At 70.8% G+C, this 26,540-nt stretch carries 19 protein-coding genes, 2 tRNA genes and 2 pseudogenes; 13 read left to right on the plus strand and 10 right to left on the minus strand.

The window, feature by feature from the left end:
* Positions 1-71: 71 nt before the first annotated feature.
* Both tig and AIF0345_RS11020 read right to left on the minus strand, forming a co-directional pair.
* The gene (gene tig, locus AIF0345_RS11015; RefSeq protein ID WP_285296177.1) at positions 72-1,505 is read right to left on the minus strand and encodes a trigger factor; all 1,434 of its coding nucleotides are present in this window, start codon (positions 1,503-1,505) and stop codon (positions 72-74) included.
* A 237-nt stretch (positions 1,506-1,742) separates the two neighbouring features.
* On the minus strand, positions 1,743-2,033 hold the full coding sequence (locus AIF0345_RS11020; protein ID WP_268917408.1) for an FMN-dependent dehydrogenase: 291 nt from the start codon (positions 2,031-2,033) through the stop codon (positions 1,743-1,745).
* Positions 2,034-2,171: 138 nt separating this feature from the next.
* On the opposite strand from AIF0345_RS11020, the gene fucP reads away from it, so the two are divergent.
* Positions 2,172-3,527: an L-fucose:H+ symporter permease gene (fucP, locus tag AIF0345_RS11025; protein WP_268917407.1), complete on the plus strand. Its 1,356-nt coding sequence runs from the start codon at positions 2,172-2,174 to the stop codon at positions 3,525-3,527.
* Positions 3,527-4,969 carry an ABC transporter substrate-binding protein gene (locus tag AIF0345_RS11030; RefSeq protein ID WP_285297934.1) on the plus strand — a complete coding sequence of 481 codons (1,443 nt, stop codon included), beginning with the start codon at positions 3,527-3,529 and terminating at the stop codon, positions 4,967-4,969. Before fucP ends, AIF0345_RS11030 begins: the two co-directional genes overlap by 1 nt.
* 146 nt (positions 4,970-5,115) lie before the next feature.
* On the opposite strand, the gene AIF0345_RS11035 is transcribed toward AIF0345_RS11030, so the two are convergent.
* Positions 5,116-5,406, minus strand: a complete 291-nt coding sequence (locus tag AIF0345_RS11035; protein ID WP_043561606.1) for a putative quinol monooxygenase — start codon at positions 5,404-5,406, stop codon at positions 5,116-5,118.
* Between the two features lie 376 nt (positions 5,407-5,782).
* On the opposite strand from AIF0345_RS11035, the pseudogene AIF0345_RS11040 reads away from it, so the two are divergent.
* The 5 genes and pseudogenes from AIF0345_RS11040 to AIF0345_RS11060 form a co-directional block, all read left to right on the plus strand.
* Positions 5,783-6,109 (plus strand): annotated as a pseudogene (locus tag AIF0345_RS11040) (non-hydrolyzing UDP-N-acetylglucosamine 2-epimerase); the annotation flags it as partial.
* A 164-nt stretch (positions 6,110-6,273) separates the two neighbouring features.
* The gene (locus tag AIF0345_RS11045) at positions 6,274-7,278 is read left to right on the plus strand and encodes a DUF6531 domain-containing protein (protein WP_285296178.1); all 1,005 of its coding nucleotides are present in this window, start codon (positions 6,274-6,276) and stop codon (positions 7,276-7,278) included.
* Positions 7,279-12,441: a polymorphic toxin-type HINT domain-containing protein gene (locus AIF0345_RS11050; RefSeq protein WP_285296179.1), complete on the plus strand. Its 5,163-nt coding sequence runs from the start codon at positions 7,279-7,281 to the stop codon at positions 12,439-12,441.
* Positions 12,434-13,015: a hypothetical protein gene (locus tag AIF0345_RS11055; RefSeq protein WP_285296180.1), complete on the plus strand. Its 582-nt coding sequence runs from the start codon at positions 12,434-12,436 to the stop codon at positions 13,013-13,015. Before AIF0345_RS11050 ends, AIF0345_RS11055 begins: the two co-directional genes overlap by 8 nt.
* 38 nt (positions 13,016-13,053) lie before the next feature.
* On the plus strand, positions 13,054-13,629 hold the full coding sequence (locus tag AIF0345_RS11060; protein ID WP_285296181.1) for a hypothetical protein: 576 nt from the start codon (positions 13,054-13,056) through the stop codon (positions 13,627-13,629).
* A gap of 2,384 nt (positions 13,630-16,013) precedes the next feature.
* Here the strand turns inward: AIF0345_RS11060 and AIF0345_RS11065 are convergent.
* A complete protein-coding gene (locus AIF0345_RS11065) occupies positions 16,014-16,166 on the minus strand; it encodes a helix-turn-helix domain-containing protein (RefSeq protein ID WP_311136113.1) in 153 nt (50 codons plus the stop codon).
* Between the two features lie 29 nt (positions 16,167-16,195).
* Positions 16,196-17,377, minus strand: a complete 1,182-nt coding sequence (locus tag AIF0345_RS11070; protein WP_285296182.1) for an SGNH/GDSL hydrolase family protein — start codon at positions 17,375-17,377, stop codon at positions 16,196-16,198.
* Between the two features lie 1,644 nt (positions 17,378-19,021).
* Here AIF0345_RS11070 and AIF0345_RS11075 point away from each other — a divergent pair.
* From AIF0345_RS11075 to AIF0345_RS16710, 3 genes and pseudogenes are all read left to right on the plus strand, one after another.
* Positions 19,022-19,225 (plus strand): hypothetical protein, encoded by a 204-nt coding sequence (locus AIF0345_RS11075; RefSeq protein WP_285296183.1) that lies wholly within the window; start codon positions 19,022-19,024, stop codon positions 19,223-19,225.
* A 65-nt stretch (positions 19,226-19,290) separates the two neighbouring features.
* A complete protein-coding gene (locus tag AIF0345_RS11080; protein ID WP_229118607.1) occupies positions 19,291-19,797 on the plus strand; it encodes an EXLDI protein in 507 nt (168 codons plus the stop codon).
* A 1-nt stretch (position 19,798) separates the two neighbouring features.
* Positions 19,799-20,131 (plus strand): annotated as a pseudogene (locus AIF0345_RS16710) (ATP-binding cassette domain-containing protein); the annotation flags it as partial.
* 30 nt (positions 20,132-20,161) lie between these two features.
* Here AIF0345_RS16710 and AIF0345_RS11085 read toward each other — a convergent pair.
* The 3 genes from AIF0345_RS11085 to rpmF all read right to left on the minus strand — a co-directional run bounded on the left by AIF0345_RS11085 (position 20,162) and on the right by rpmF (position 20,579).
* Positions 20,162-20,235: transfer RNA gene (locus AIF0345_RS11085), tRNA-Pro, on the minus strand.
* Between the two features lie 52 nt (positions 20,236-20,287).
* Positions 20,288-20,358, minus strand: a tRNA-Gly gene (locus AIF0345_RS11090).
* 56 nt (positions 20,359-20,414) lie between these two features.
* Positions 20,415-20,579 (minus strand): 50S ribosomal protein L32, encoded by a 165-nt coding sequence (gene rpmF, locus AIF0345_RS11095; RefSeq protein ID WP_043564254.1) that lies wholly within the window; start codon positions 20,577-20,579, stop codon positions 20,415-20,417.
* A 202-nt stretch (positions 20,580-20,781) separates the two neighbouring features.
* On the opposite strand from rpmF, the gene AIF0345_RS11100 reads away from it, so the two are divergent.
* The 3 genes from AIF0345_RS11100 to cysE all read left to right on the plus strand — a co-directional run bounded on the left by AIF0345_RS11100 (position 20,782) and on the right by cysE (position 23,664).
* The gene (locus tag AIF0345_RS11100) at positions 20,782-21,507 is read left to right on the plus strand and encodes an IMPACT family protein (RefSeq protein WP_043564253.1); all 726 of its coding nucleotides are present in this window, start codon (positions 20,782-20,784) and stop codon (positions 21,505-21,507) included.
* 455 nt (positions 21,508-21,962) lie between these two features.
* A complete protein-coding gene (cysK, locus tag AIF0345_RS11105; protein ID WP_043564260.1) occupies positions 21,963-22,886 on the plus strand; it encodes a cysteine synthase A in 924 nt (307 codons plus the stop codon).
* A 202-nt stretch (positions 22,887-23,088) separates the two neighbouring features.
* Positions 23,089-23,664 (plus strand): serine O-acetyltransferase, encoded by a 576-nt coding sequence (cysE, locus tag AIF0345_RS11110; RefSeq protein ID WP_043564251.1) that lies wholly within the window; start codon positions 23,089-23,091, stop codon positions 23,662-23,664.
* A 42-nt stretch (positions 23,665-23,706) separates the two neighbouring features.
* Here cysE and AIF0345_RS11115 read toward each other — a convergent pair whose 3' ends face one another.
* Positions 23,707-25,023, minus strand: coding sequence for an alpha/beta fold hydrolase (locus tag AIF0345_RS11115; protein WP_404975927.1), 1,317 nt, complete (start codon positions 25,021-25,023; stop codon positions 23,707-23,709).
* A 510-nt stretch (positions 25,024-25,533) separates the two neighbouring features.
* Positions 25,534-26,529, minus strand: a complete 996-nt coding sequence (locus tag AIF0345_RS11120) for an Fpg/Nei family DNA glycosylase (protein ID WP_285296185.1) — start codon at positions 26,527-26,529, stop codon at positions 25,534-25,536.
* Between the last annotated feature and the right edge of the window lie 11 nt (positions 26,530-26,540).

Consider the following 26,540-nt stretch of genomic DNA (forward strand, 5'->3'; position numbering starts at 1 on the left):
TGCGGGGCCCGACACTATTGAGTGGACGACGGGTGAGGGGCCGAGGCGCGTGGGCGCTCAGCGGGCCCGGCTCACTCGGCGCTCGCAGCAGACGGCGCGGAGGCGGCCGACGGGGAGGAGGCGGAGGCCGCAGAGCCCCCGGAGGCGGCCGAGCCGGTCTCGGCATCGGCCGGGGAGGCGACGTCCTCGTCCTCGACCTCCGAGACCACGGCGGCCTCGTCGAGCTCGTCGGAGCCGATGAACTCGGTCAGGTCGACGACCTGGCCGTCGGAGTCCCTGACGGTCACCTGGCGCAGGGCCACGGCCAGGGACTTGTTGCGGCTGATCTCGGAGACGAAGGCCGGGATCTGGCCGGCCTTCTGGGCGCCCTGCATGAACTGGGCGGGCTCCATGCCGTACTGCTGGGCAGTCTGGACGAGGTAGTCGATGAGCTCGTCCTGGCCCACTCCCACCTCGAGGCTCTCCGCCAGGACGTCCAGGAGGATCTGGTCGCGCACGCTGGCGGTGACGTCCTCACGGATCTCCTCGGCGTGCTCGTCGTCCTCCTCCTTGCCCTCGGCGGTCAGGTGCTGCTTGATCTCGTTGTCGACGACGTCGGCGGGAACGTCGAAGGAGACCTGCGCGCGCAGGTTCTCCAGGAGGGCGTCGCGGGCGGCGATGGCCTGGTCGCCGGCCCTGCGCTCGGCGACCTGCCTCCTCAGGTCCTCGCGCAGCTCGTCAATGGTGTCGAACTCCGAGGCCTCCATGGCGAAGTCGTCGTCGGCCTCCGGCAGCTCGCGCTCCTTGACGGCCGTGGCGGTGACCGTGACCTCGGCCTCCTCGCCGGCGTGCTCACCGCCGGCGAGCCTGGTGGTGAAGGTGGTGGACTCGCCGGACCTCAGGCCGCTCAGGGCGTCGTCCAGGCCCTCGAGCATATTGCCCTTGCCGATCTCGTAGGAGACGCCGGAGACCGAGTCGACCTCCTCGTCGTCGATGACGGCCTTGAGGTCGATGGTGACGAAGTCGCCGGCGCCGGCCTCGCGCTCCACGGACTTCAGGGAGCCGAAACGGGCTCGGAGGCTGTCCAGCTCGCTGTTGATGTCCTCGTCGCCGACCTCGACGGCGTCGACGACGACCTCGGTGCCGCCCAGATCGGGCAGGTCGAACTCGGGGCGGACGGTGACCTCGGCGGTGAAGCCGAGCAGGCCGCCCTGGGCGCCGGTGACGTTGGGCAGGTCGGTGACCTCGACCTCGGGCTGGGCCATGGGCACGCGGGCGGCCTCGCTAATGGCGTCTCTGTAGAAGTCCGAGAGCTTGTTGTTGACCGCCTCCTGAATGACCGAGGCGCGCCCCACACGCTGGTCGATGACCTGGGCGGGGACGTGGCCGCGGCGGAAGCCGGGCACCTGGACCTGAGAGCCGATCTCCTTGTAGGCGGCGTCGAGGCTGGGCTTGAGCTCCTCGTAGGGGACCTCCACGATCAGCTTGATGCGCGTGGGGTCAAGGTTCTCGACAGTGCTCTTCACGAGGGTCTACTCCGATGCGGGGGTGCTGGTGGTGCGCGCGAGGGCGGAAGCGCCTCGTCACGGACGCCGATGGACGGCGTCAATCCGTGCCATCCTAGGGCACGGGCCGCGCCGGGCGAAAAATGACGCCGCCCACAGGCGCGCGGGGCGGACGCGGCCTGGGCACCGGGCGGGCGAGGCCGAGGCGCCGGGCGGGCGCTCACGGCGCCGCCGGCACTCGGCGTCGTCGGCGCCACCTCAGGCGACCGGGACGCTGCGGCCGGCCACGACCCTGGCCAGCAGGGCCCGGGGCGCGGTCGCGACGGCGCCGACCGCCTCGACAGTGCGGGCATGGACGGTGCGCGCCTCGGCGTCGTCGGCGCCCGTGAAGCGGACGGTGACGCGGGGCTCGCCGCGCACGACACCGACCTGGAAGGCCTCCAGCACGGTGGTCCTCCCGACGGCGGCGCGGGCGGCCGCCTCGACGTCGTCGGGGCCGCGGCCGGGGCGCAGGGCGGTGACGGTCAGGATCGTCCGGTAGGAGGGCACAGTCCGAAAGACTGCCAAAGACCTCGCGACGAAAACCAGCCGATGTGACGCAGTACGAGTACCATCGCAGTGACGCGCTGCACACACTCCGGCGCGGAACCGGCTTCCGCCTCGCCGGAACAGATCCACGGAGACTCCATGACGGCCCCGACAGCAACCAAAGACAAAGACACAGAATCCACCGACCCGCCCGCCGCATCCAAGCCCAAGATCCTCTTCCCCGGCACCGCCATGCTCCTGGTCGCGGTCATCGGGTGCTTCACCGCCTGGGGCATTGCCGCAGACCTGACGACTCCCATGGTCTCGGGCTTCAAGCGCATCTTCGACATGTCCTCGTTCCAGGCGTCCCTGGTCCAGATGGCGTACTACGGCGCATACTTCCTCCTCGCCATTCCCGCCGCCTTCATCAACTCCCGGTGGGGCTACAAGGCGGGAATGGTCTCCGGCCTCGCCCTGGCGGCGCTGGGCGCCTTCGGCTTCTGGCCCGCCTCCCAGGTGATGACCTACGGGGCGTTCCTGGCCGCCCTGTTCGCCATCGCCGCCGGCTGCTCCCTGCTGGAGACCTCCGCCAGCCCCTACGTGATCTCCCTGGGCCCGGAGGAGACCGCCACGCGGCGCCTGAATCTCGCCCAGGCGTTCAACCCGCTGGGGACCAACATCGGCGTCCTGATCGCCTCGACCCTCATCCTGCCCAAGCTCGACACCCCGGTGAACCTCGCCGACGTCACCCCCGAGGTGGAGCGGCAGATCCGCGCCGAGCAGCTGCGCGCCGTCACCGGCCCCTACATCGGGCTCGGGATCCTGCTGGCCGTCATCCTCGTGATCATCTTCGTCCAGAAGGCGCCGCCGTCGGCCCCGGCCGATGAGGCCGAGGCCGCGAAGCCCGCCAACCCGGCGGCCACCCTGTGGCGCTCGACGAGATACAGGTACGGCGTCGTCGCCCAGTTCTTCAACGTGGCCGCCCAGGTGTGCTGCTGGACGTACATCATCCAGTACACCCAGCAGGCGATCAACGGCTCCCTCCAGCTGGGCTCGCAGATGCTGCAGATCAGCCTCATCGTCTTCCTCATCGCCCGTTTCGTCATGACCGCCATCATCGCGCGCATCCGGGCGACCAAGGTCATGGCGGCCCTGGGCGCGCTCGCCGTCGCCCTGTGCATCTACGCCGCGCTCCGCCCGGACATCACCGGAGTCATCGCCGTCATCGCGATCTCCCTGTGCCTGTCCCTCATGTTCCCCACGATCTACGGCGTCGCCCTCGCGGGCCTCGGCGAGGCGACCAAGTTCGGCGCCGCGGGCCTCGTCATGGCGATCGTCGGCGGGGCGATCATGCCGATGATCCAGGGGAAGGTGATGGACTCTACGAGCGCGGCGACCTCGTTCATCGTCCCGGCGATCTGCTTCGCCATGGTCACGCTCTACGCGATCTACGACCTGCGCACGCCCACCCCGCGAGTAATCGCCACAACCTCGTCAGAGAGGAAGGCCAAGTGATGACCACTCTGAGACAACGCCTCGTCGCACTTCTCACCGCCGCGACAACCGCCCTCGCCCTGGCCGCCTGCTCGCCGCACCACTCGGCGAGCGGGTCCATCGACGTCCTGTCGTGGTGGACATCCGCCTCCGAGTCCTCCGCCCTCGACACCCTCATCGCCCAGCACAAGGAGCGCAACCCCGGAGCCTCCGTTGACGAGATCGCGGTCGTCGGCGGCGGGGGCTCCCAGGCCCACGTCACCCTGGCGACGCGCATCGCGCACGGGGACGCGCCCGACGTCTGGCAGAGCCTCGTGGGCGGGAACATTACCGCCTGGCACAACGCCAACGCCGTCGGCGACGTCTCCTCCCTGTTCACCGACGACGTCAAGGCCCAGCTCCCCGAGGACATCCTCTCCTCGGTCACGGCCGACGGGAAGCAGTACGCGGCCCCCCTGTCGGTGCACCGCGCGAACGTCCTCATGTACAACCGCGACGTCCTCCAGAGGGCCGGGGTCGCCGAGCCGGGCGAGGGCTACACCCTCACCCAGTTCCTCGCCGACCTGGACGCCCTGAAGGCCAAGGGGACGACGCCGATGTGCATCGGCGCGGCCGACTCCATCACCACGGCGGGGCTCTTCGAGTCCGTCCTGCTGGCCACCGTCGGCCAGGACGGCTGGGAGAAGATCGAGGCCGACCGCTTCGACTGGAACGGCCAGGAGGTCAAGACCGCCCTCGGCACATTCGGCCAGCTCATTGACCACAGCGACTACGCCGACCAGACCGACAAGCCCCGCACCTGGGACGAGGCCTCCGGCCGCCTGGCGGCTGGCGACTGCGGCTTCTACCAGATGAACGACAGCGCCCTCGGCGAGTCCCTCACCGTCGGCGACTCGATGGCCGGCTCCGCGACCAGCACAGCGGCCAGTACGGCAACCGGCACGGCCGGCGCCACGGGCGCGGCCGGCGCAACCGGCGGCTCCACCGCCAGTGCAACAGCGGCCTCGACCGACGGGCCGACGGCGGCCTCCACCGGTGAGGCCGCTGACGCCTCGCCGGTGTCCTCGACCGTCTTCCCGGGGACCGAGGGAAGCTTCCTCATGGTCGTCGACGCATTCGTCACCTCCTCCTCGACGGACAACCGCGAGGGCGCGGACGCCTTCCTGACCTCGGCCCTGGACCCGGGGGTGCAGACCGCCTTCTGCAAGGTCAAGGGGTGCGTCCCGACGCGCAACGACGCCGATGTCTCCTCCTTGTCCTCCTACCAGCAGCAGGCTGCGGGGGACCTGCGCAGCCAGAAGGTCCTCAGCTCGATCTCCTACGGGGAGGTGATCTCCCCGGCGATGCAGGACGGCTTCTTCCAGGCCGTCAAGAGCTACATCTCCACCCGGGACGCCTCGTCCTTCGGACGGGTTCTCACCGAACGCGTCAATGAGGGGGCGGGCGGGCCCGCCGACCGCTGACCGGGCCGGCCGCTGACCGGGCCGGCCGCTGACCGGGCCGACGACGGCGCGGCAGCGGGCACGGTCAGGGGCGGGGCCCGCCGACATGGTGACATGATCGGCGGGCCCCGCCCCTGCGCTCGATCAGGCGCCTGCGGCGGATGCCGTCAGGCGATCTGGTCGAGGAAGGTGAGGATCGAGTGGGGCTCCTCGATGATCTCCTCCAGGCGCGCGTTGAAGGGCCCGCCGTAGGGCATGCCCAGGTGGGTCTGGAAGGCGTCCTCGTCGACGTAGGCCTCCATGACGAAGAACTTCGCGGGGTTGTCGCTGTGGCGGTAGACGTCGAAGACGCGGTTGCCCGGCTCGGCGCGGACCTTGTCGGCAAAGCCGCAGATCATCTTGGCGACCTCGTCCTCGAAGCCGGGCTTGGCGGTGAACTGCGAGTGCAGGATCTTCATGGTTCCTCCTCCTGGCGTCACGTGCGACGCCGCCCCCATCTTATGGCGCGCATCACTGGCAGGTGCGGAGAACGGCGGCTGTTTACGGGGCCGCCGGGCGGGCCGGGGAGCGGTCCCCCGTCCCGGGGCCGACGCCGGCGGAACAGCGTGGGCCGGACGGCTGGTTCCGGACTGGTACCGGCGGGAGGCGCGGGCCGCACCCCGGCCGTCAACATGGGTTGACGGCAGTCGGCAACGTCAACGGAGGTTCGTTGATGCGGGAAAGGTACGTTCACGATTCAGTCGAGACCGTCGACGAGGTCGGTCAGTTCCTCCCCTTCGCCGAGATCAGTCCAGGCCGTATGAGAGCAGGGTCCGATGGCTTGCGGGCCGGGGTGAGGCGGGGCCGCACTCCTTCAGCCGGCAGATGCCCGAGGAGATCAACCGGGTCCCGACCGACCACGCCGCCGACCTGCTGCTCGCCCCTGCGCAGGTGGCCGCCGGGCTGGGCCTGGAAGCGGGCTCCTACTCGCCGGCCACGATCCACCGGGCGGAGAACACCGACGACGCCGACCGCCTGCGCCTGGTCCGGGACTCCCCGGCCGGGGTCAACCACCCGGTGGCGCTGCTGGCGCACCCGCGGCTGGTGGCCAGGTGCGCCGAGCACGAGAGCGAGCCGGCCGACCGCGGGGCGCTGCGCGCCCACCCGCTGCCGGCCTACCCGGGGTGGCGTCGTCTCGTGCTCATGCTGGCGGCAGGGCCATTGTGGGCGTAGAGTGTGACAGGTCACCCCGCTGTGGTGCGGGTGACTCTCGTCCTGTCCTGGTCTGGTCCCTGGGGGTTGTTGTGGGTTCGTGCAAGGATGATCTGGGGGCGTATAACGAGCCGGTGGTGTTTGACGACGCGACGGCCGATGCTCTGGTTACGGCGGCGTCGGGCTTGTCGTCGACGATCTCGACGATGGGGACGGATGTGGGGGTGTGGGCGTCGACGGCGTCGGCCGATTTCGAGGGTCATTACGGGGACGTGTTCGACTCTGGCGCCAAGGCGGGCCAGGAGGACTGTACGAATATCTCGGCCGCTCTGGATGACCTGGTCAGTGAGGTGCGGGCGCTGAAGAGTGCGGCCGCGACTGAGCGGAGGCGTCGGGCGGTGGCCAAGGAGTGGGCGGACCGTCAGGACGAGGAGAACCTGTTCAAGCAGGGGTGGGACTGGTTGACCGACGGGGACAAGGCGCCTGCCGGCCCGGCTCCGGTACCGTTGCCCGAGCCTCATGAGCCGGTGGTCTCGACGTGGACGGAGCCGGCGCCGGGGGCGGCTGGTGCGGTGTCGTCGGCCAGGCCGTCGGACCTGCGCACGTACGCCTCGAACCTGTCGGGGGCCAGCGAGAACGTGTCCACGGGCAAGGGGAGGCTGGAGTCGGCGCTGGACTCGTTCGCGTCGTTGTGCTCGTGGTGCTCCGTGGACGCCTCGGGGATCACCAGCGCCCTGGCGTCATTCATCTCGAACAACTCTGGCGAGGTGACGTGGGTGGGGGCGGTCGCCTCCGCCTTCGAGGCCGCTGGTGGCGATGGGATCGTGAGCGTGTCGGACGCCGCGATGGAGGCCTCCCTGACGGCCCAGGGGGTCGTGGGTGGTCGCAGGCCGCTGGATGTGGCGTCCCCGCGGATCGCGGGGGACCCGCAGACCTCGGGGTACGCCGATGACCCGGTGAACACCACGACGGGCAACTTCGTGGAGCGTGAGGTGGACCTGGGCTTCACCGGCGGCCTGGCCTCGCTGGGGTTTGCGCGCACCTACAACTCGGTGCTGGACAGTGTGGGGGCCCTGGGGCCGGGGTGGGCCTCGTGCGCTGACGAGCGCCTGGTCCTGGACGAGGAGGGGGCGAGGTAGGTGCGCCCCTCAGGGCGGCACGTGGTCTTCCCCCGCCTGGGAACAGGCTGGGAGCGGGCCACGGGTGACGCCCTGTGGCTCGAGCACCTGAAGCCGGCCGACGACGGCACCAGCGACGCCGGCCGCGCCGGCACCGGCACCGCTGCCGGCGCCGGCGGTGACGACGGCGGGCCAGGCGACGCCGCTGGGCCGGCCGGCGACGAGTGGCTGGTGGTGTCGGACAACGCCGGCGGCCGGTGGGTGTTCGACGCCTCGGGGCGCCTGGCATGGACGTGCACGGGGGCCGGGAGCCGGGTGGACTACGTCTGGCAGGCGGGGCGGCTGGTGGGCCTGGCCCATGAGCGCGGCGGGCGCGTCACCGTGGTGTGGGACCAGGAGGCCGACCGGATCGCGGGCCTGGAGACCTCCGACGGGCGGCAGGTGTCGTACCGTTATGACGCCTCGGGGCGGCTGGTGGGCGTGGAGCGCGAGGGCGGGCGCCGCAGCTATGAGTGGGACGAGGGCGGGCGGGTGCGCCGGGTGGTGGACGCCGACGGCGTGGTGGAGGTGGATAACACCTACAACCAGGCCGGCCAGGTCCTCACACAGCGCTCCCCCTTCGGGCGGGTCAGCCACTACACCTACCTGCCCGGCGGGGTCACGCAGGTCGCCGATGAGGACGGGGGCCGGGCCAACACGTGGATCTACGACCGGTGGGGCCGTCTGGTCGGCATGGTCGACGCCGACGGGGCACGCCAGTCGGTCATCTGGGACCGGTGGGGCAACAAGGTCATGGTCACCGCCCGCGACAAGCAGCGCACCATCAACCAGTACGACCAGCGGTCCCGCCTGACCATGCGGGTCGAGCCCACCGAGGCTCGGACCACCTATGACTACGACCAGGCCGACAGGGTCGTGCGAGTGACTGTCGCCCCCGAGCCGGACGCCGCCCCCAGCGTCACGACATTCGCCTACCAGGGGGCTGACCGCAACCCCACAACCATCACGGACCCGTGCGGCGGCCTGACCCACCTGGAATGGGACCACGGGCTGCTGGTGCGGGTCGTCGACCCGGTGGGCGTGAGCCTGGACCTGACCTACGACCACCACGGCGACCTGATCGCCACCACCAACGCCGACGGGGCTACCGCGCGCCTGGAACGCGACGCCCGGGGACGGATCACCGCCGCCACCACCCCCCTGGGCCACCGTACGCAGTACCGCTACGACCAGGCGGGCAACCTCACCCACCGCCGCGACCCCGACGGCGCCCTGTGGCGGTGGGAGTACACGCCCGGTGGGCGCCTGTGCACGCTGGTGGACCCGGCCGGGGGCCGTACCGAGGTCGCCTATGGAGACCACGGGGCCGAGGAGTCCACGACTGACGCGGTGGGCCGGGTGATCTCAACGGTCTATGACGACCTGGGGCTCAAGGCCGGTGCGACACTGCCGGACGGGTCGTCCTGGCAGTTCGGGTGGGACGCGCTGTCGCGGTTGCGTTCCGTGACGGACCCGACAGGAGCGCGGGCGGTCCTGGAGTACACGGCCAATGGGGACCTGGCCCGGACGGTGGACCCCACGGGTGTGGTCCAGGACTTCGAGTCCGGGCCGTTGGGCCTGCCCACGCTGGCGCGCGACGCCGACTCGCAGGTCGGTACCACCTGGGACGCCCTGGGTCGCATGGTGGGGGCGGTCAACGCGGACGGCACCACCTCGACGCTGGTGCATGACGCGTGCGGTCGTGTGGTCGAGCGCGTCGATGAGCACGGCGGGTGCACGCGCCTGGAGCGCGACGCCGCGGGTCGCGTGGTGCGCGTGACCCAGCCGTCGGGGGCGTCGTTCTCCTACGAGTACGACCACCTGGGCCGGTGGGTGGCGACGATCTCCACGGGTGGGCGCCGCTACGAGATGCATTACGACTCCGACTCCCGCCTGGTGGGTGAGACCTGGCCCGATGGGCAGGAGGTGTCCACGACCTTCGACGTGTGCGGGCGGATCACCCGCAGGGTGGAACCGGGCCGGGGCACCACCTGGTTCACCTACGACAAGTGCGGGCGCATCTCCTCGGTGCGCGACGCCTGGTACGGGCTGCGCAGGTTCACCTACGACGACGCCGGACAGCTCGTGTCGGTGACCAACGCCCTGGGGGCGGTCACGCGCTTCGAGTACGACCGGATGGGCCACCGGGTGGCGATGGTCGACGCGGCCGGGGGCAGGCGCACCTGCACCTATGACTCCATGGGCCGTGTGAGGGCGATGACGGACCAGGTGGGGCGCACCACCCGCTACACGTACGACGCGGCCGGCCGCGTGACCAGCCGCGCGGACGCCACCGGGATCCTGGGCTGGGCCTACGGGAGCGCCGGACGCCTGGAACGAGTCATCAGCAGACCAGCCGGCGGGCTGGAGGACCGGGGAGGCGACGCCGTCGGGCAGGACGCTGGGGCGGAGACCATCGCCAGCATCGTGCGGGACATAGCCGGGCGGACCTGGAGCGCCACGGGCCCCGGCGGCCGCACGGACACCCTGACCTGGGACGCCATGGGACACCTGGTCTCCCGCAGCCGCGGGGACCAGACCATCAGGTGGACCTATGACGCGGACGGGCTGCGCACGTCCATGACCCACCCGGACGGGTCCGTGACCCGCTACGTCTACGACGCCGACGAGATGCTGGCGGCGGTCGAGCACCCGGCCCTGGGGCGCCTGGACCTTCAGCGGGACTGGCTGGGGCGTGTGACGCGGGCGGTCGCGCCCGGGGTGGAGGCCACCTGGACCTGGGGGCCCCACGGCGTGGTCGCTCACAAGGTGGTGCGGGACGGGTTCGTGCGCACCACCGCCCTGGAGTACGACGAGCAGGGGCGCGTGACCGCCCAGAGCGTGGACGGGATCCGCACCGCCTTCGCCTACGACGCGGCCGGCCAGCTGACCCGTGCCGTCACCGACGAGGGCATCACCACCACCTACACCTGGGACGCCCTGGGCCGCCTGGAGGCCGGCGACAGCGACGGGATCGTCACCACCTACACCTATGACGCGGCCGGCCAGCTGCTGACCACCACGACCACCGACACCAAGAACCCCACCACCGACGCTGGGAACGACCCGGCGCACAATGCCGGCGCCACCGGTCGCGCCGGTGCGGGCGCCGACGGCGGTGGGGCGCGTCGACAGGTCCTGACCTACGACGCCGCGGGGCGACGGGTCAGCCAGGACGACGGGACCAGCAGGCGAGAGTTCACCTGGGACCCGCGCGGGTTCCTGGCCGCCTACACCGACACGACCGACGACGGCGGGGCGCCCGGGTCGACCCACACCCTGGACGTCGACACCCTGGGTGAGCTGGCCGGCGTCGATGGGCAGGGCGTCATGTGGGACACCGCCTGGGGTGAGTTGGCGCAGGTCGGGCACGTGCCCGTCACTGCCGTCGCCGGGGTCGGCACCGGCACCGGTGGGCCCGGCGGCGGGTGGCTGCTGCCCGAGCGCGCCGGTCACGACGCCGCCGCCTCCCCGTGGGGCACCGGTGCGCCGGGCCCCGGCCTGGGCGGCCTGGGGGTCACCAGTACCGGGACCCTGACCCTGCCCGGGGAGCCGGGCCCCGGCGGAGCTGGCGGCGGCCAGCCCGGTGGCGGGGCCGGCCTGTCGTGGCTGGGCGCACGCGTCTACGACCCGTCCACACACTCCCTGCTCTCGCCCGACCCGCTCGAGCCGGTCCTGGGGGCCGGCTGGGCGGGCAACCCGTACTCCTACGCCGGCAACGACCCGGTCAACCTGTCCGACCCCACCGGCCTGAGGCCGCTGAGCGACGCGGACCTGCAGGCGTGGAACGAGGCGCACACCACCGGCCTGGCCGCAGCCGGCAGCTGGCTGGCCAATAACTGGAAGTATGTCGCCGCCGGCATCGTCATCGGGAGCCTGGCGACTGCGTTCCTGGGACCGGTGGCGGGCGGGGCCATCGCCGGGGCCGTCATCGGCGCCTGGCAGAACTACGACCAGCAGGCCGCCTCCGGCCAGGGCGTCAACCCCTGGCAGGTCCTGGGAGCCGGGCTGGTGGGAGGCGCCGCAGGCGCCATCGGGGGCGGGATGGCCTCGTGGCTGGGAGGCGCTAACGGTGCCGGCGCCTACGCGTGGTTGCAGAACATGCCCGCCATAGGTCGTAACACTCTCATCGGCGGGGCCTCCGGGGCGGCCGGCGGGGCCTTCGATGGCGGCGCCGGCTACGTGCTGGGACCAGGCCCCCACACCGTCGACGGCCTCCTGGACGCCACCGGCCGGGGAGCCGCCATGGGCGGGACCATGGGAGCCGGCGTCGGAGTCGTCTCCTCAGTGGGCCGCGACCCGTGCTTCCCCGCCGGCACACCCGTCCTCATGGCCGACGGCACCACCAGGCCCATCGAGGACGTGGCCGTCGGCGACCACGTCGCCTGCACCGACCCCGACACCGGCCAACCCACCACCTCCACGGTCACCAGGACCTTCACCCACGAGCACGCGCCCACCATCCGGATCCGCACCGGCAATGGTGACCTGGAGACCACACCAGCCCACCCCCTGTACGTCCGCGGCAAGGGCTTCACCCCCGCCGGACACATCCAATCCGGCGACCGCCTGCGCGACAACCACGGGCACTCCGTCACCGTCCACACCGTTACCGCCACCGGCCAGGCGCCCACCGTCCACAACATCGAGGTCAACAACACCCACACCTACCACACCACCACAACCACCGGCACCCACATCCTGGCCCACAACGGATGCACCACGGACTTCGCTGAACCCGTCCTGGCGGAGCAGTACGTGCCACGCTCGAACTGGAGCCTCATGACCCCGAGGAATCGCCTTGACATGGCCCGCGACATGCGGGACCAGGCGGCACTGGAGGCCAAGCCCGGACCTTATGCCACGGTGACCTCCGGGTACACCAGCAGAGGACACATCGCCGTCGCCGGGAACCAGAGCGGAGTATGCGCCGAGCGCAACGCCCAGATACAGCTCGACGTCCCCGATTACCAGATGCACTTCACCGAGGCCGTGAGACCAAGACTCGTCCAAAAAGTCGCGAAAGGAGAACCCGTGCCGAATGGCGTCAATGTCAATATATGTCATACGTGCCAGCATGATTTTGGAAGATGGCAGTTCCCGCGGGGGACTGAGCAGAAACTAGGAGGTGAATGGGGTGAGTGAGATGAGGCTCGACTGGGGCGGTGTGCGCACCTTGGACGGGGTGGGGCTGGATCCCGGGCTTGTGGAGGCGGTGGTCTCGGCGCACGACATGGAGCAGGGGCATAGGGACCTGATGACCCTGGAAGGTGTCGTGTACTACAACCGCTGCCTGTCAGAGGCGGCGCTTCTGGTCACGAGCGAGCTGGTGGAGGCAGTGTGCACGGGGCGCTGTACCGTCCCTTGTGGGCTGACCATGGCCACCGACGCCCTGTACGAGATCAGCCTCGGCGAGACAGCCTCATCCGAGACGGCGCTGGGCAGCACGGGCGTGGCGGACAGGTGCCGCAGCATCATCCGCGACAACCTCCCCCGCCTCTACCAGACCGCCCAGAGCGTCACCGACGACGACACCCTGGCAAGCTTCGTGAGCATCACGGGTATGACCGACTCCGACGAGAACCGCTGGAACACCTTCACCCAGAAGCTCCTCGACCACGACCCCGAAGTACTGACTGTGAAAGAGGTGAAGGACACCCGGGACTGGCGCACGAAGATAGGAGGGCCCCTGTACGAAGGCTTCGACTGGTGGAAGTAGACACCACGGTCCTGCCTTGAAAGCAAATGGCAAATGGGGTGAGTGAGATGAGGCTCGACTGGGGCAGTGTGCGCACGAGGGACGGGGTGAAGCCGGACGCGGCGGTCCTTGATGTCTTTGTCACCAGCGAGGACATCGATACCGTCTACGATGCGTACTGCCGTATCGAGCACGCCGCGTTCTACAACCGGGACCTGGAGGAGGCGGCCCTGCCGCTGACGTCCGCGCTCATCGAGATGGTGTGCTCAGGACGCTGCACCCACTGGGGACTGACCATGGCCACCGACGCCCTGTACGAGATCAGCCTCGGCCAGACCATGCGGGAGGAAGAGACCGACGGCACGAGCCTGGCGGACCGGTGCCGTGAGGTGATTCGCGACAACCTCCCCCGCCTCTACCAGGCCGCCGGGAGCATCACCGACGACGACACCCTGGCAAGCTTCGTGAGCATCACGGGTATGACCGACCCCGACGAGAACCGCTGGAACACCTTCACCCAGAAGCTCCTCGACCACAACCCCGAAGTACTGACAGCCGACGAGGTGAAGAACACCCGGGCCTGGCGCACGAGGATAGGAGGGCCCCTGTACGAGGGCTTCGACTGGTGGAAGTAGACACAACGTCCTGGAACACGGCCAGACGGCCCCGGCGCTTCGCAGAGACAAAATGCTTCCACAGTGATCAGGGAGGCGCTCTCCCATCCTGCGCCGGCCCCCGCCCCGGAAGAGACCCCACTCCTTAGGCTGTCCCACGTGCGGTCATCCTGGCCGGCGGCGCCTCCGGGGCGGCCGACGGCACCATTAGGCCCATCGAGGACGTCTGGGCCGGCGACCAGTATGTACGAGCGCCCATAGTGAGGATCACCGCGATGACAGAGATTCCCTTCCTGGGGCTGCCCGATCTTGAGGGCCTGGACCATGCCGACCTCGCCGCGGCGGCTCTGGCCTGTGCGACGCGCCTGTCGCCGTTGTTCGCGGGGTTGGCGACGCGCAGCGACCCGCGGGGCTACGCCGACCTGCTGGCCGACATGTGGCAGCTGGTGGGGCAGGGTGCCCGGGATCTTCCCGAGCGGGCGGTCAACGACCTCGACTACTGCCTGGCCGCTTGCCCGGAGGCCTTCTGCGACAGCTCCTACCTTCTGGACTACGAGGCCTGCAGCGTCCTGGGAGTCGGGTACGCGGCGCTACAGGTCCTGACGACGGCGGGCCGGAAGCCGCCCTGGAGTGCTGAGAGACGGCGCTGGAGCTGCTGGGCGGCCTGGGCGAGGAGCTCGACGACGAGGAGGCGCGGCTGGTCCCAGAGGCCCAGGAGCAGCGCCAGGTCCTGGCGCAGACTCGCGCGGGCAGGCGCCCGACGATGGGCTCATCCCTGGCCTCACCGACCGTTGAAGCGTTCCGTCAGGCCCTACCCGAGCTCGTCGCCAGGTGTCGTGCGCGCCAGGAGGAGCACCTGGCGGGCCCGGCCAGGGCCGGCATCGTCCCCGGCCGACTCACCGTCCCGTGCCCTGGTGGGGCCGATATCGGTCCTGGGCTGCCCGGTGGCCGGCGGGCGCCACAGCGCCCACCTGGCGGCGGCACCGGTCCTGGTGGAGGTAGGCTGCGTGTTCGACGGTGAGGTCGAGACCGTGCCTCTGGGGGCGCCCACCAACCGGTTCGGGGCGGCACCCCGGGCGCGGGCGCTGCAGGCCGGGTCACCGGCCCAGGCGATCCAGGACGCGGCAGAGCGCGGGCTCGAAGTGGTCACAGCGTGGTACCCGGCCCGAGGTCCTCGGGCAGGTGCAAGTCACGACCGTGGACGCGCCGGAGGCGCGCGTTCTTCAGACCAGCGTAGAGGGCTTCCTCTGAAGCGCCCCCTCAACGCTCCCGGCCGCGACGACCGGGCCCGGGTCGAGCGCGCGCTGACGGCGGCCGAGGAGGTGGCGGTCGCCGTCAGGCAGGGCCTGGGTGCGCCGTACTGCACGCTGGGATCGGAGGCGCCGTCACCCACTCCGGGCGAGTACGCGCTGAGCACCAAGGAGGAGACCCGACTGCGGGACGCGGACACGCTCAGCTCAAAGGCAGCGGGCCCAGGGCTGTGGGGTGCGTACCTGGGACGTGCGAACGGGTCAGAGCGCCCCACCCCCGGTAGGCGGCGCCCAGATGTCCTCCAGCACCCGGGCGAGCATCGCCCCGTCGCCCCGCACGGAACGAGAGTATGACACCGAACGCCGACTCCCCACCGCAGAGCACGAGCTCACACACGCCGTCCACAACGCCCTCCAAGCCCTGCGCACCAGCCCGAACACAGCCAGACACGACCCCGAGTCGTCCGCTCCGTACGCACTCTCAAAGCCCCACAGGACGCGATCCGCATGTGCACAAAGACCAGCCCAGTGCGCAGCGGGAGGAGCCCCCATCATGTTTCAACCCGACCTCATCACCCTATGGAACAACTTTCTGGGATTTATAGAGTCGATCACCGGAGTCGACGGACTCTTCAAGATCCTCGCCTGCATAGGCCTTGTGGCCATCATCGCAGCGGTCGCAAAATGGGGACGGAACAAGAAGCGCGGTGGCCGCCTCATGACTGCTGGCCGCCATGTACGACCTCACGGATCTCACCGGGATGAGGGCCGAGAAGCCCAGGTCGACGTCCATGCCGACCTTCCAGATCCCCGCCGCATGGGTCGCACCTATCGGTGGGATCATCGCAGGAGCGTTCCTCGGGCTTGCCGCGTGACCACCGACGGGACCCATCTCCCTCCTGGTCACCCCGGCCATCGCCGTGCGACTGAGCTTAGCGCAGCGCGAGAGGAGGACGAGGCAGCGCTGGCCACCGCCAGGCTGCTCTATACGCTCCACCCCACCCACTGGGACCCGAGTCTCCTGCGCCCCCTCCGTCACCAGCTGTGCGCCCGGTTCTACGACTGGGCTGGGCAGTACCGGACCGTGGAGATCAGCAAGGGCACCTCACGCTTCGCCGCCGCCCAGCGCATCACCCAGCCTGGCCGAGGGAGGACCTACTCCCCCGGCGCCGGTAGTTCCCGCGCATTCACGTCGAGCTCCTCGGCGATGCGTTCCAGGGTTTGCAGGGTAAGGTTGCGTTCGCTGCGCTCGACGCTGCCCGTGTAGGTGCGGTGCACGCCCAGGACGTCGGCGGCGGGCCAGGCCAGCGTCGCGGCGCCGAGGGGCGGATCCTGGTCTAGGAGGCGGGGAAGACTGTGGTGGCGAAATCCTCCTTGCCCTGGTCATCGGTGACGACGGAGGTGACGGAGACCGCCTCATCGGCGGGGATCGTCACGCTGGCCCGAGTCCCGCTCAGCACCTCCTCAGTGCCATCGGCACGCTCGATGTACCAGTCGACGCCGACCACGGCCCCGTCGGAGTCGGTGGAGGCGGAGGCGTCCAGGGTGAGCTGGTCGCCGTCGCGAGTAATGACCGGGTCGGCCTCGGGTCGGGCATTGTCGGCTTGGGCGGTAGCGGCGGCGGCCATGACCGGGAGCGCGAACGCCCCCTGGGCCGCCCCTGTTCCCAGGGCGTCGACGACGGTGCCGGCCAGGGCTGTCTGCCCGTCGGCCGTGGGGTGGAAACGGCCATCGGAGAACAGCCCGTAGAACCAGGAGCCGCTTGGGCCGCACAGCTCGTGCCCGGCGAAGGAGCCGGCGGGGTCGGCGAAGGTATAGCCGTGGCGCAGGGCGGCGGCCTTGAGGGCGGTGTTGAGCTCGTTGGTCTTGGCTGTGATCCAGCGCTGGTCGACTTTCTTGACGCCCTCGCAGCGTCCGGGGATGATCCCGCCAACCCTTCCTTGGGAGGAGTAGAAGCTCGGGTAGCCCACGGCCACCACTGTCGCGTTGGAGGCGCGCGAGGCGATATCGCCCATGATCTGCTCGTAGCTGTGGATGCCGTCCTGCTCGCCGGTGCCGCCCAGGGCGTCGATGGCGGAATCAACCCGATCAGTTATCTGCTTGTCCCCGCTGCAGGTGATAAAGGGCAGGATCCTCCAACCGCCGATGCAGTCGCCGAGTACCTGGGCGAAACCGGCGTCGTTGCCGCCGATGGACAGGGTCACCACGCCAGTGGACTGGCTGAGGGCATCGAGCTGGGCGGGTTCGTCCCAGGCGGTCTTGGCCTGGTAGAGGTCACCCGTGCGGGCCCCGGAGCAGGCGTGGAAGGCCGGGGTGCGGCCGATTCTCTGGCCCACCAGCTGGGGGTAGGCGGCGGTGGAGCGCTTGCATTCGTTGCCGCCGTCGACGTCGGTGCCCGACTCATACGGGGAGACCCCGAAACCCGAGGCGTAGGAGTCCCCCAGCGCCACGTACTCACCACCGGGAAGCTCCGCCGAATACGCAGCAGGGCCCACATACAACGCGACCAGCAACACCATGATACTGCTCAGAAGTTTGATGCGGAGAGCTCGATGACACCGCAGTGGGCGGGAGCAGAGACGGGATAGACAGCTGAGCAGGTGGAGTGAACGAGACATACAGGGCTCCTCGGTGCTTCCTGGTTGTGCAGATATACGAATGAACTGCGTGGTGTTTCGCGGACAGGTCTGAAAGCCTGGTTGTCAGGCTGCTTGTCTTGTGCGGTGGTACTCCTCCTCGACCTCGTCGGGCGTTTTGCGCCCCAGGGCGAAGTGGGATCGTTTCTGATCGTGTGCCGGGCTCGATCCTGGGGGCGGCGTCGTTGATGGCCTTGCCTCTTGCGGTGGTGGAGCATCGGCGTGCGCCCTACTCGTTCTCGTTCCTTGAGGGCGGGCGCCCACGACTCGGCCCGGGTGCCCGCTCGGCACATCGCGGTTCTTCCCTCCTGGAGTGCGGATGCTGTGGTTCGCCAGGTGGTCGGCGGGACTGGGTGGAGGTGTGCTGGGGCGCCGTGGCCCGGGGGCGGGATGGATCGTCTTCTCTGTCGTGTGGGGGCGGTTGCGGGCTGCCATGTCGATTGCCTCGCGGATCAGGGATGTGCGCATGTTGTCCGCCATAGCATAACCCGCGACCTTCCTGGATGTGGAGCAGCCCGGGGACGGTGGCCAGACAGGTCGGGCCCCTTCCCGGGTGCGGGTGCAGGCGCAGGGTCGGTCGGCGGTGCTCTGCCTGTTGGGTGGGGTGGGTCTCCGCCGGCCGTCCTCCGAGCCTGGCGTGCCCGTTCCTGAGCGTCCGGCTCTCCGTCCGGTTCATGCTGTTGTGCTCGGCCCTCAGGGGCTGGGGAGGCGGGTCCCTCGGCAGCGGTAGCGGATCACGGGGGCACGTCTGGCTCGGAAGGGCCCGATCCCGTCGTCGCGGATCGCCGGCCGGGGAGGAACCGGCGTACGACGGTGCGTTTGTTCGCCCTGGGTGGGGCGTGCTCGCCCAGCCACGATCCGCCGGAAGACGAAGTGGGCGACGTAGGAGAACGTGCGCTTGGACGCCCCGTGGTGGAAGCAGGGCGCACCATTGGCTGATCGCGGGGTTGACCTGCTTGAGCAGGTCTGCTGATTGCGCGGTGCCGTGTTCTGCGGTTCAGTGTCCGGATCTTGTCCTTGATCGAGGACAGCGACTTCCTCGATGGGTGAGTGTGGACCCGGGTTCTGCCGCCGGTCCCCGTTCTTCTTACGGCGCCGGACGCGCCATCCGAGGAAGTCTCCCACCCCTCATCGATGCGGGTCGGACGGGTCTTCTCCTGCCGGCGGGCGCAGCCCCGTGGGGAAGAGCACCTGCGGCCTCGCAGCCGCAGTGCCCGGGCATCGCCGCGCAGCCCGTGCACGAGAATGACGAAGTCGTCCGCATGTCCGCATACGGACGAGCTTCATCACCGCGCCTGCGGCGCGCCGGTGCTCGGCGCGCTTCCAGTGCGGGCCCAGCGCGTCCCACCTGCGTTGGAAGTGCCGGGAGCCCTGGACTGCCGGGCTGCATGGGGTCACGAGGTCGCATGCACCAGCCCCGCCACGCAGCCACCGAGCCGACCTCATGACCCCAAACCACCAAAAACAGTCCAGAACAAGCCGTTTTCAACCCAAAAACCCACGTCCGAGGTCTCTCAGGACGTGGGTTTGAGTGTCGAGTGTTTGGTCGGCCTGGCCGTCGCCCGCCACCTGCAGGACACCACCGGCATGTCCATCAAGCGCATCATCCACGCGCTCCAGCCGCTGCAGAGCGTGGAGGTCACCATCGCCGGGCACACCATCACCGCCCAACCCCAGATCACCGCCGAAGCCGCCGACATCATCACAGCCGTCCAGCTCCCAGGGCACTAAAGTGGCACGAGTCAGGTATGTGGGTGGGCTTGACGGGCGTCATAAATATGCATATAGTTATGACCATGCCCAGTAGAAACGTGTATGTCGCGGAAGACGACGTGAGCCTGTTCACCGAAGCTAGCGAGATCGCTGGTGGGCTGTCGGCGGCTGTCGCGGAGGCGCTCCGCGACTACGTGAAGAAGCACCAACGAGCGGGCGCGGGCTACGAGGAGATCGAACTCGCGCTGCGCACTGACGGCGTAGACCACAGGGTCACCTTCATGGGGCGACGCCTGGTCCGCGTCAGTCAACCAGCCCCCGAGGGGACCCGCATCGACACCGTCTACCAGACCGCCAAGAACCAGCTGGCTGTCGCCACCAAGATCCAGCGGAAGCTGCCCGACTGGGCCGCAGGCCAGGAGAACCTGTGGTCCCACCCCGAGACGTGGGATCGTGACTTCTGGGTCGCGGGCGACAAGACGATGGTCGTGTACCCCGACATTGAGCACTTGGGCCAGGTCGATGGCGCCTTGGCTGAACGCGTCGAATCAGCCCTCGCCATTCCCCCCTTCGAAGTCCTGGACATCTGACATGCCATCGGCCATCCCAGAGCGCGTTCTACCAAGACCTGCACTGTCGATCGCACAGCTCACGAAGAAGTACGTCGTCCATGGCGGGTACGAGGTCCCGGCACTACGAGGGGTTTCCTTGGATCTCTACCCCGGCGAGATGGTGGGCCTGTTCGGACCAAATGGCGCCGGGAAGACCACTCTCGTCAGGATTTTAGCGGGTCTCTTGTCCGCCGACTCCGGTGACGTCGCATGGGGATCACCCGAAGGGCGTTCCTGTTTGGGATATGTGTCCCAGAAGGGCGGACTCCAGTACGGCCTGACCTGCCGGGAGGAGATGACCTTCCATGCCCAGTGTTTCGGCCAGTCAGCCCGTCAGGCACGGTCGGGGTGGCGGGATTTGAACCCACGATCTCCTGCACCCAAAGCAGGCGCGCTACCAAACTGCGCCACACCCCGTGAGAAACGAGCCGGGCCGCCGGAAGCCGGAGGCGGCCCGGCTCGATCAACGAGCGGGTGACGGGAATCGAACCCGCGCAATCTGCTTGGAAGGCAGAGGCTCTACCATTGAGCTACACCCGCATGAACAGGCCGACGACGGCTGACCGCGTCGGCCCGGTTAAAGGACCCCGGTAACCTCAGTACTCCAGGAGCCCGCTCTTGTAGGCCCTCACCAGCCGGCGGGGCACGGAGATCTCGCGCCCCGCGACGCGGATGGTGTTGAGCTCGGGCAGCTTGGCCTTCCACTGCGAGCGGCGGTTGCGGGTGTTGCTGCGGGACATCTTCCGCTTCGGCACTGCCATGAGCCCGCTCCTCTCAAAAGTCTGGGATCATCGGATCCGTCCAAAACTGGGCCAGAGGACACAATAACGGCATCGCCCGAGCCTGTTCCAGCCCGGGCGACCCGGCAGACGTGTGAGATCAGTCCCGGCCGCCCTCATCGGCCACGGGCGCCTCACGCGGCGCCCTGCGCGCCCCGTCCGCCCCGCATGTCAGGATGTCCTCATGCCCGCCACCACGCCCGCGGCCGACGGCGCCTCCGCAGGCGCCTCGGACTCGTCCCGCTCGTCCGGCTCGCCGCTCACCCTGGCTCGGGGCGAGCAGCCCGAGATCGACCTGGAGGTCAAGCGCTCCCACTTCCTGGCCCGCGCCCTGCGCGCGGACGACGAGGAGGAGGCGCGGGCCCTCATCGCCGCGGTGCGCAGCCGCTACCCGGACGCCCGGCACCACTGCTCGGCCTACACCGTCCCCAGCCCGGGCGCCCTGCCGGTCGAGCGGTCCAACGACGACGGCGAGCCCCCGGGCACGGCCGGCCGGCCCATGCTCGAGGCGCTGCGGGCCACGGGCCTGACCGCGACCGCCGTCGTCGTCACCAGGTACTTCGGCGGGACCCTCCTGGGCACCGGCGGCCTCGTGCGCGCCTACTCGGAGGCGACCGCGCGCGCCCTGGCCGCGGCCAGGCGGGTCCGCCTGGCGACCCGCCACCTGTGGGACGTGCGGATCCCGGTGGCCGACGCCGGTCGGATCGAGGCGGAGCTGCGCGCGGCCAGCACGCGCGGGGGGCACGACCTCACCGTCGAGGAGACCGTCTGGGGCGCGACTCACGCGGTCCTCCTCCTGGCCACCGGCTCCCCCGACTCCACCGGCCTCGCCGAGCTCCTGGCCGCGACGACGGCGGGGGCCGCCGCGCCCCACAGCGCCGGGGTCCGCGTCGTCGAGCTGCCCGCGTGACCCGCGCGGCCCGGGTCGCGCGCAGTGACGCCCGGACACCTTGACACCCATGGGCACCACCGCGATACTGTCTGCGCCGCAGGCGGCGAGCCCCTTGAGGCGGCCGGCCGGACACGAGAGGAGGACCCCATGATGGCCAACGGCATCATGCGCGAGATGTCCTCCTGCTGTCAGTGCTCCCAGTGTCTTCAGTGTCGATAGGGCGCCTGGCCACGACACTGTGCGCGCGTCGCTGCGCGCATGCCCGGCGCTATGAGGCGGCACCCCGGCGAGGCTCTTCGCGTGACCGGCGCGCCTGACGGGTCCCCCTCCTCCACCGACGGCCGCGAACCGTCAATCGACCTCGCGCCCCATCCGGCGCCCCGGGCCCGCCGGCCCGTCCACCAGTCTTATCGGCCGCAGCGCTCGCACACGGCCGGGCCCGCCCCGGCGGGACACCACGAGAAAGAAGCACCATGGCTTACCTGTCCAACATCACCGAGGCCGTCGGCGGCACCCCGCTGGTGCGCATCAACCGCGTCGTCTCCGGCCCCGCCACGGTTGTGGCCAAGGTCGAGGCCTTCGAGCCGGCCGGCAGCGTCAAGGACCGCATCGCCCTGTCGATCGTGCGCGCCGCCGAGGCCTCCGGCGACCTCAAGCCGGGCGGCACGATCATCGAGGCGACCAGCGGCAACACGGGCGTCGGCCTGGCCATGGTCGGCGCGGCCCTGGGCTACAAGGTCATCATCACCATGCCGGAGACCATGTCGAAGGAGCGCCGGGCGATTATGCGCGCCTTCGGCGCCGAGCTGGTGCTCACCACCGAGGGCGGCGTCGCCGGCGCGGTCAAGCGCGCCGAGGAGATCCAGGCCGCCACCCCCAACTCAGTCCTGGCCTCCCAGTTCACCAACCCGGCCAACCCCCGGGTCCACCGCGAGACCACGGCGCGCGAGCTCCTGGAGCAGGCCGGCGACTTCGACGCCTTCGTGGCCGGCATCGGCACCGGCGGCACCCTCACCGGCGTCGGCCAGGTCCTGCGCGAGGAGCGCCCCGGCGTCAAGATCTTCGGCGTGGAGCCCGCGGAGTCCCCGCTGCTGGGCGAGGGCCGCGCCGCCCCGCACAAGATCCAGGGGCTGGGCCCGAACGTCGTCCCCGAGGTTCTCGACCAGGGCATCTGGGACGAGCTGCTGCACGTCCCGTCGGACGACGCCATCGTCTACGCCCGCCGCGCCGCCGCCGAGGAGGGCCTCCTGGTGGGCATCTCCTCGGGCGCGGCCCTGGCCGCCGCGGACATCCTCGCCCGGCGCCCCGAGCTCGAGGGCAAGACGATCGTCGTCGTGCTGCCCGACACCGGTGAGCGCTACCTGTCGACCCCGCTGTACTCCGAGTACCTCAACTGAGCCTGCTGGGCCGACCGGCTGCGCGACGCGAGTCCCCGCCCGTCGGCCTCCGCCACCCCCTGAGGCGGGCCGACCGACGGCGGCGCCCCGGGAACAGGGGCGCCGCCGTCGGCGTTGCCCCGCCGGCGACGCCCGGGCCGCCGGCTCTCGACCGACTTCCGGGCAGTGCCGCCCGGCGCCGAGCCCAACACTGAGGAGCACCATGCACAAACCGAACCGTTCGCTGTGGACGCTGGCCAAGGAGGACCTGGCCACGGCCCGCAGACGAGACCCCGCCGCGCGCTCCAGCCTCGAGGTGGCTGTGCTCTACCCCGGCGTGCACGCCCTGTGGGCGCACCGCGCGGCGCACAGGCTGTGGCACTCGGGCCACAAGTTCGCCGCCCGCGCCCTGTCCCAGGCGGCGCGCAACGTCACCGGGATCGAGATCCACCCCGCGGCCAGGATCGGCAACCGGTTCTTCATCGACCACGGCATGGGCGTGGTCATCGGGGAGACCGCCGAGGTCGGCGACGACGTCCTCATGTTCCACGGGGTCACCCTGGGCGGGGTCTCGATGAACCCCGGCAAGCGGCACCCCACCATCGGCAACAACGTGCAGATCGGCGCGGGCGCCAAGGTGCTCGGCCCGGTGACGGTGCAGGACAACGCCAAGATCGGCGCCAACGCGGTCCTGGTGAAGAACCTGCCGGCCGATCACGTGGGCGTGGGCGTGCCCGCCCGCGTGCGCGACCCGCGCACCGACCCCGAGCTCATGATGGACCCGACCATCTACATCTGAGCCGGTCGGGCCCGCAGGGGGCCGCGAGGGGTCCCGGAGGGCTCAGCGCACGACGACGCCGTCGGCGAGGTCCCGCAGCCTGCGGAAGACGGCTCCCCCGCTGGCGCGCGAGCCGTCGTGCTCGTACTCGCTGGTCACCCAGGTCCGCAGCCGCGGCATGAGGGCGGCGGTGGCCAGTGAGGTCTCCATGGGGACGTAGACGTCGTGGACGTAGACGGCCGCGGCCCCGGGGACGTCCGCGGCGCGCAGGGCGTCGGCGTCGTAGAGGCTCCCCCACTCGTGGGCGGCGAGCGCCTCGGCGACCTCGAGCCACGGCCGCAGGGTGGGGTCCTCCTCGAAGACGGCGCGCCCGACGTGCTCGCCGGTCAGCAGGGTCGGGTCGTCGAAGTCCGCGGGGCGCGCCCGGTCCGCGGCCCAGGCGGTGACGCCGCCGTCGGCCCAGCAGGACTCGTGGACGACGGCGTACAGCGGGTTGCGGCCGCCGAACGGCAGGGCGTCGGCGAGGTCGCAGCAAAAGGCCCAGGAGCCCGGCTCGCGCTCCAGGAGGTGGTGCAGGCGGTCCAGTCCCCCGCCGGCCCCCAGCATCGAGCCGAGCCCGCGCAGCCGCTCGGGGCCGACGGCGTCGCCGCGGCTGGTGCGCACCTCGCCGCGCCCGGCGGCCCGCATGAGCGCGGCCATGCGATCGCGGTCGGCCGGGTAGCGGGCGTAGAAGTCCTCGCTGCGCCTCCTCATGGCCGCGTAGGTCAGGGCGTAGACCTCGTCGATGCTGCGGCCGACGGCGGGCAGGCCCCCGGTGAGGAAGGCGGTGTCGACCGACTCGGGGTGGGCGGACAGGTAGCGCGTGACGCAGAAGCCGCCGAAGGACTGCCCCAGCAGGCTCCACCGCTCAATGCCCAGTCCCCGGCGCAGGTCCTCGCAGTCCTCGACGATCTCGTCGGCGCGCACGTGCGTGAGCAGGCGGGCCGTGGCCGCCGGCCCTCCCCCGGCGTCGGGACGGTCGATGGGCGTGGACAGGCCCGTGCCGCGCTGGTCCACCAGAAGGACCCGGTGGTGCTCCAGGAGCGCGCCGAGCCAGCCCAGGCCGGCGTCGGCCGACGGGCGCGGGGCCTCACAGCCCGGTCCTCCCTGAAGGAAGACCAGCGGCGGCTTGGCCAGCGGGTCGACGGCGGCGGACTCGGCCAGGCAGATCTCCCGGGTGTAGACGGTGATGGCGGCGGCGCCGCCCGGCAGACGGTCGCCGGCGCCGGAGCGGTCGAGCGGGACCTCGAGGCGGTGGTCACGGGTGAGCAGCCCCGCGGTCGCGCGGGACCAGTGGCCGGAGACGAGGCAGGATCGGGCGGCGGCAGTCACGAGCACCACTCTAAGGTCATTCCCGCCCGCGCGGGGCGGCAGTGGAGCGGTTGGGCGCCGAGGCGGGCAGGGTCTGGGTCATTCCCTCTCGCGCGGGGCGGCAGTGCGAGCGGCGGTGGCGGCGCGGACCCCGCGCGCCCGGGACGACCGCGGCCCGTGGGCCGGGGTGGCATCCCGGCCCACGGGCCCTCGTCAGCGAGACCGCCGAGCCGGGTTCCCACTCCCGGCCGGTCGAGCCCCCTTCGCCGGAACGACCCACCAGGGCTCCCTTAGACCCCGGCGGCTCTCGCAAGCAGGCCCCTCACCGGGTTCCCCAACCCTCATGACCCGCCCCGTCCGGCGGCAGCAACCATGTAACCCGACCACCCTGGAGACTCACCCCCACCACACCTGGCAAAACCCTGAGAGCACCCCACCGCGCCGCACCGGCACAACCGACCCCACACCGGAGGCGAACCGATCCCGACAAGAGACGGCGGCGCAGGAAGCGCAGGAGGACGAGAAGCAGCGGGAGGGACGTCAGCGGGCCTGGCAGGTCGGGCACCAGAAGAGCCGCCGTCCGGCCGTCTCCCGCTCGCGCACCGGGGCGCCGCACCGCAGGCAGGGCCGCCCCGTGCGGTGGTAGACGTACCAGCGTCCGGCCTCCTGGTCGTCGTCGGGCAGCGGCTCGGGGACGTCGTCGGCCTCCACGGTGGTGATGAAGCCGGTGGCGACGCCGTGCTCCATGAGCGGGACGAGGTCGTCCCACACGGCCCGCAGGCGCGCCTCGCTGAGCCGGTTGCCGGCCCGGAAGGGGCTGATCGCGCAGCGCAGCAGCGTCTCGGCGCGGAAGATGTTGCCCACCCCCGAGATGACCGACTGGTCCATGAGCAGCTCTCCGACCGCCTTGCGGCGCCGACGCGCGCCCGCGACGAACTCCTGAGGGTCGGCGTCGGCGCGCAGCGGGTCGGGGCCCAGGCGCCGGTGCACGGCGGCGGCGCCTTCGGCGTCGAGGAGCTCGCAGGCGGCCGGGCCGGTCAGGTCGGCCACGCCGTGCTCGCCGAGCAGGCGCAGCCGCACTGCGCCGCGGGGCGCGGGAGGGCTCCACAGCCCCGGCGCGGGCGCGTCCTCGGCGCCGGGGCTCGCGCCGGACCCGCCGCCGCTCAGGCCCGCGAGCGCCGAGCCGCCCCCGCGGCGCAGCGCGTGCTCCCCGCGCTCGCCCACGCGCCGGCGCGGGGCGCCGATGGCGTGCGGCGCGGTGAAGGCGGAGTCGCCGTCGAAGGTCCACGAGCCGTACAGCCCCAGGTGGATGCGCAGCCAGGTCACGGCCTCGGCGTCCATCGGCATGTCGGGCTCCGGCCCGAAGGCCAGGAAGAGGTGCTTGCCGTGCGCCTCGGCCCCCAGGAGGACCTGGTTGTCGAGTCGGGCGGCGCCGTCGGCGAAGCGCCCCTGCGGGGAGCTCGTCCGCAGGCGCCGTCCGCCGTAGAGCTCCGTCAGGGCGCCGGCGAGCCGGTGGATGGTGTGTCCTTCTGGCATGAGCCGGACGT

Source organism: Actinomyces israelii (assembly GCF_030253495.1).
GTDB classification, from domain to species: Bacteria; Actinomycetota; Actinomycetes; order Actinomycetales; family Actinomycetaceae; genus Actinomyces; species Actinomyces israelii.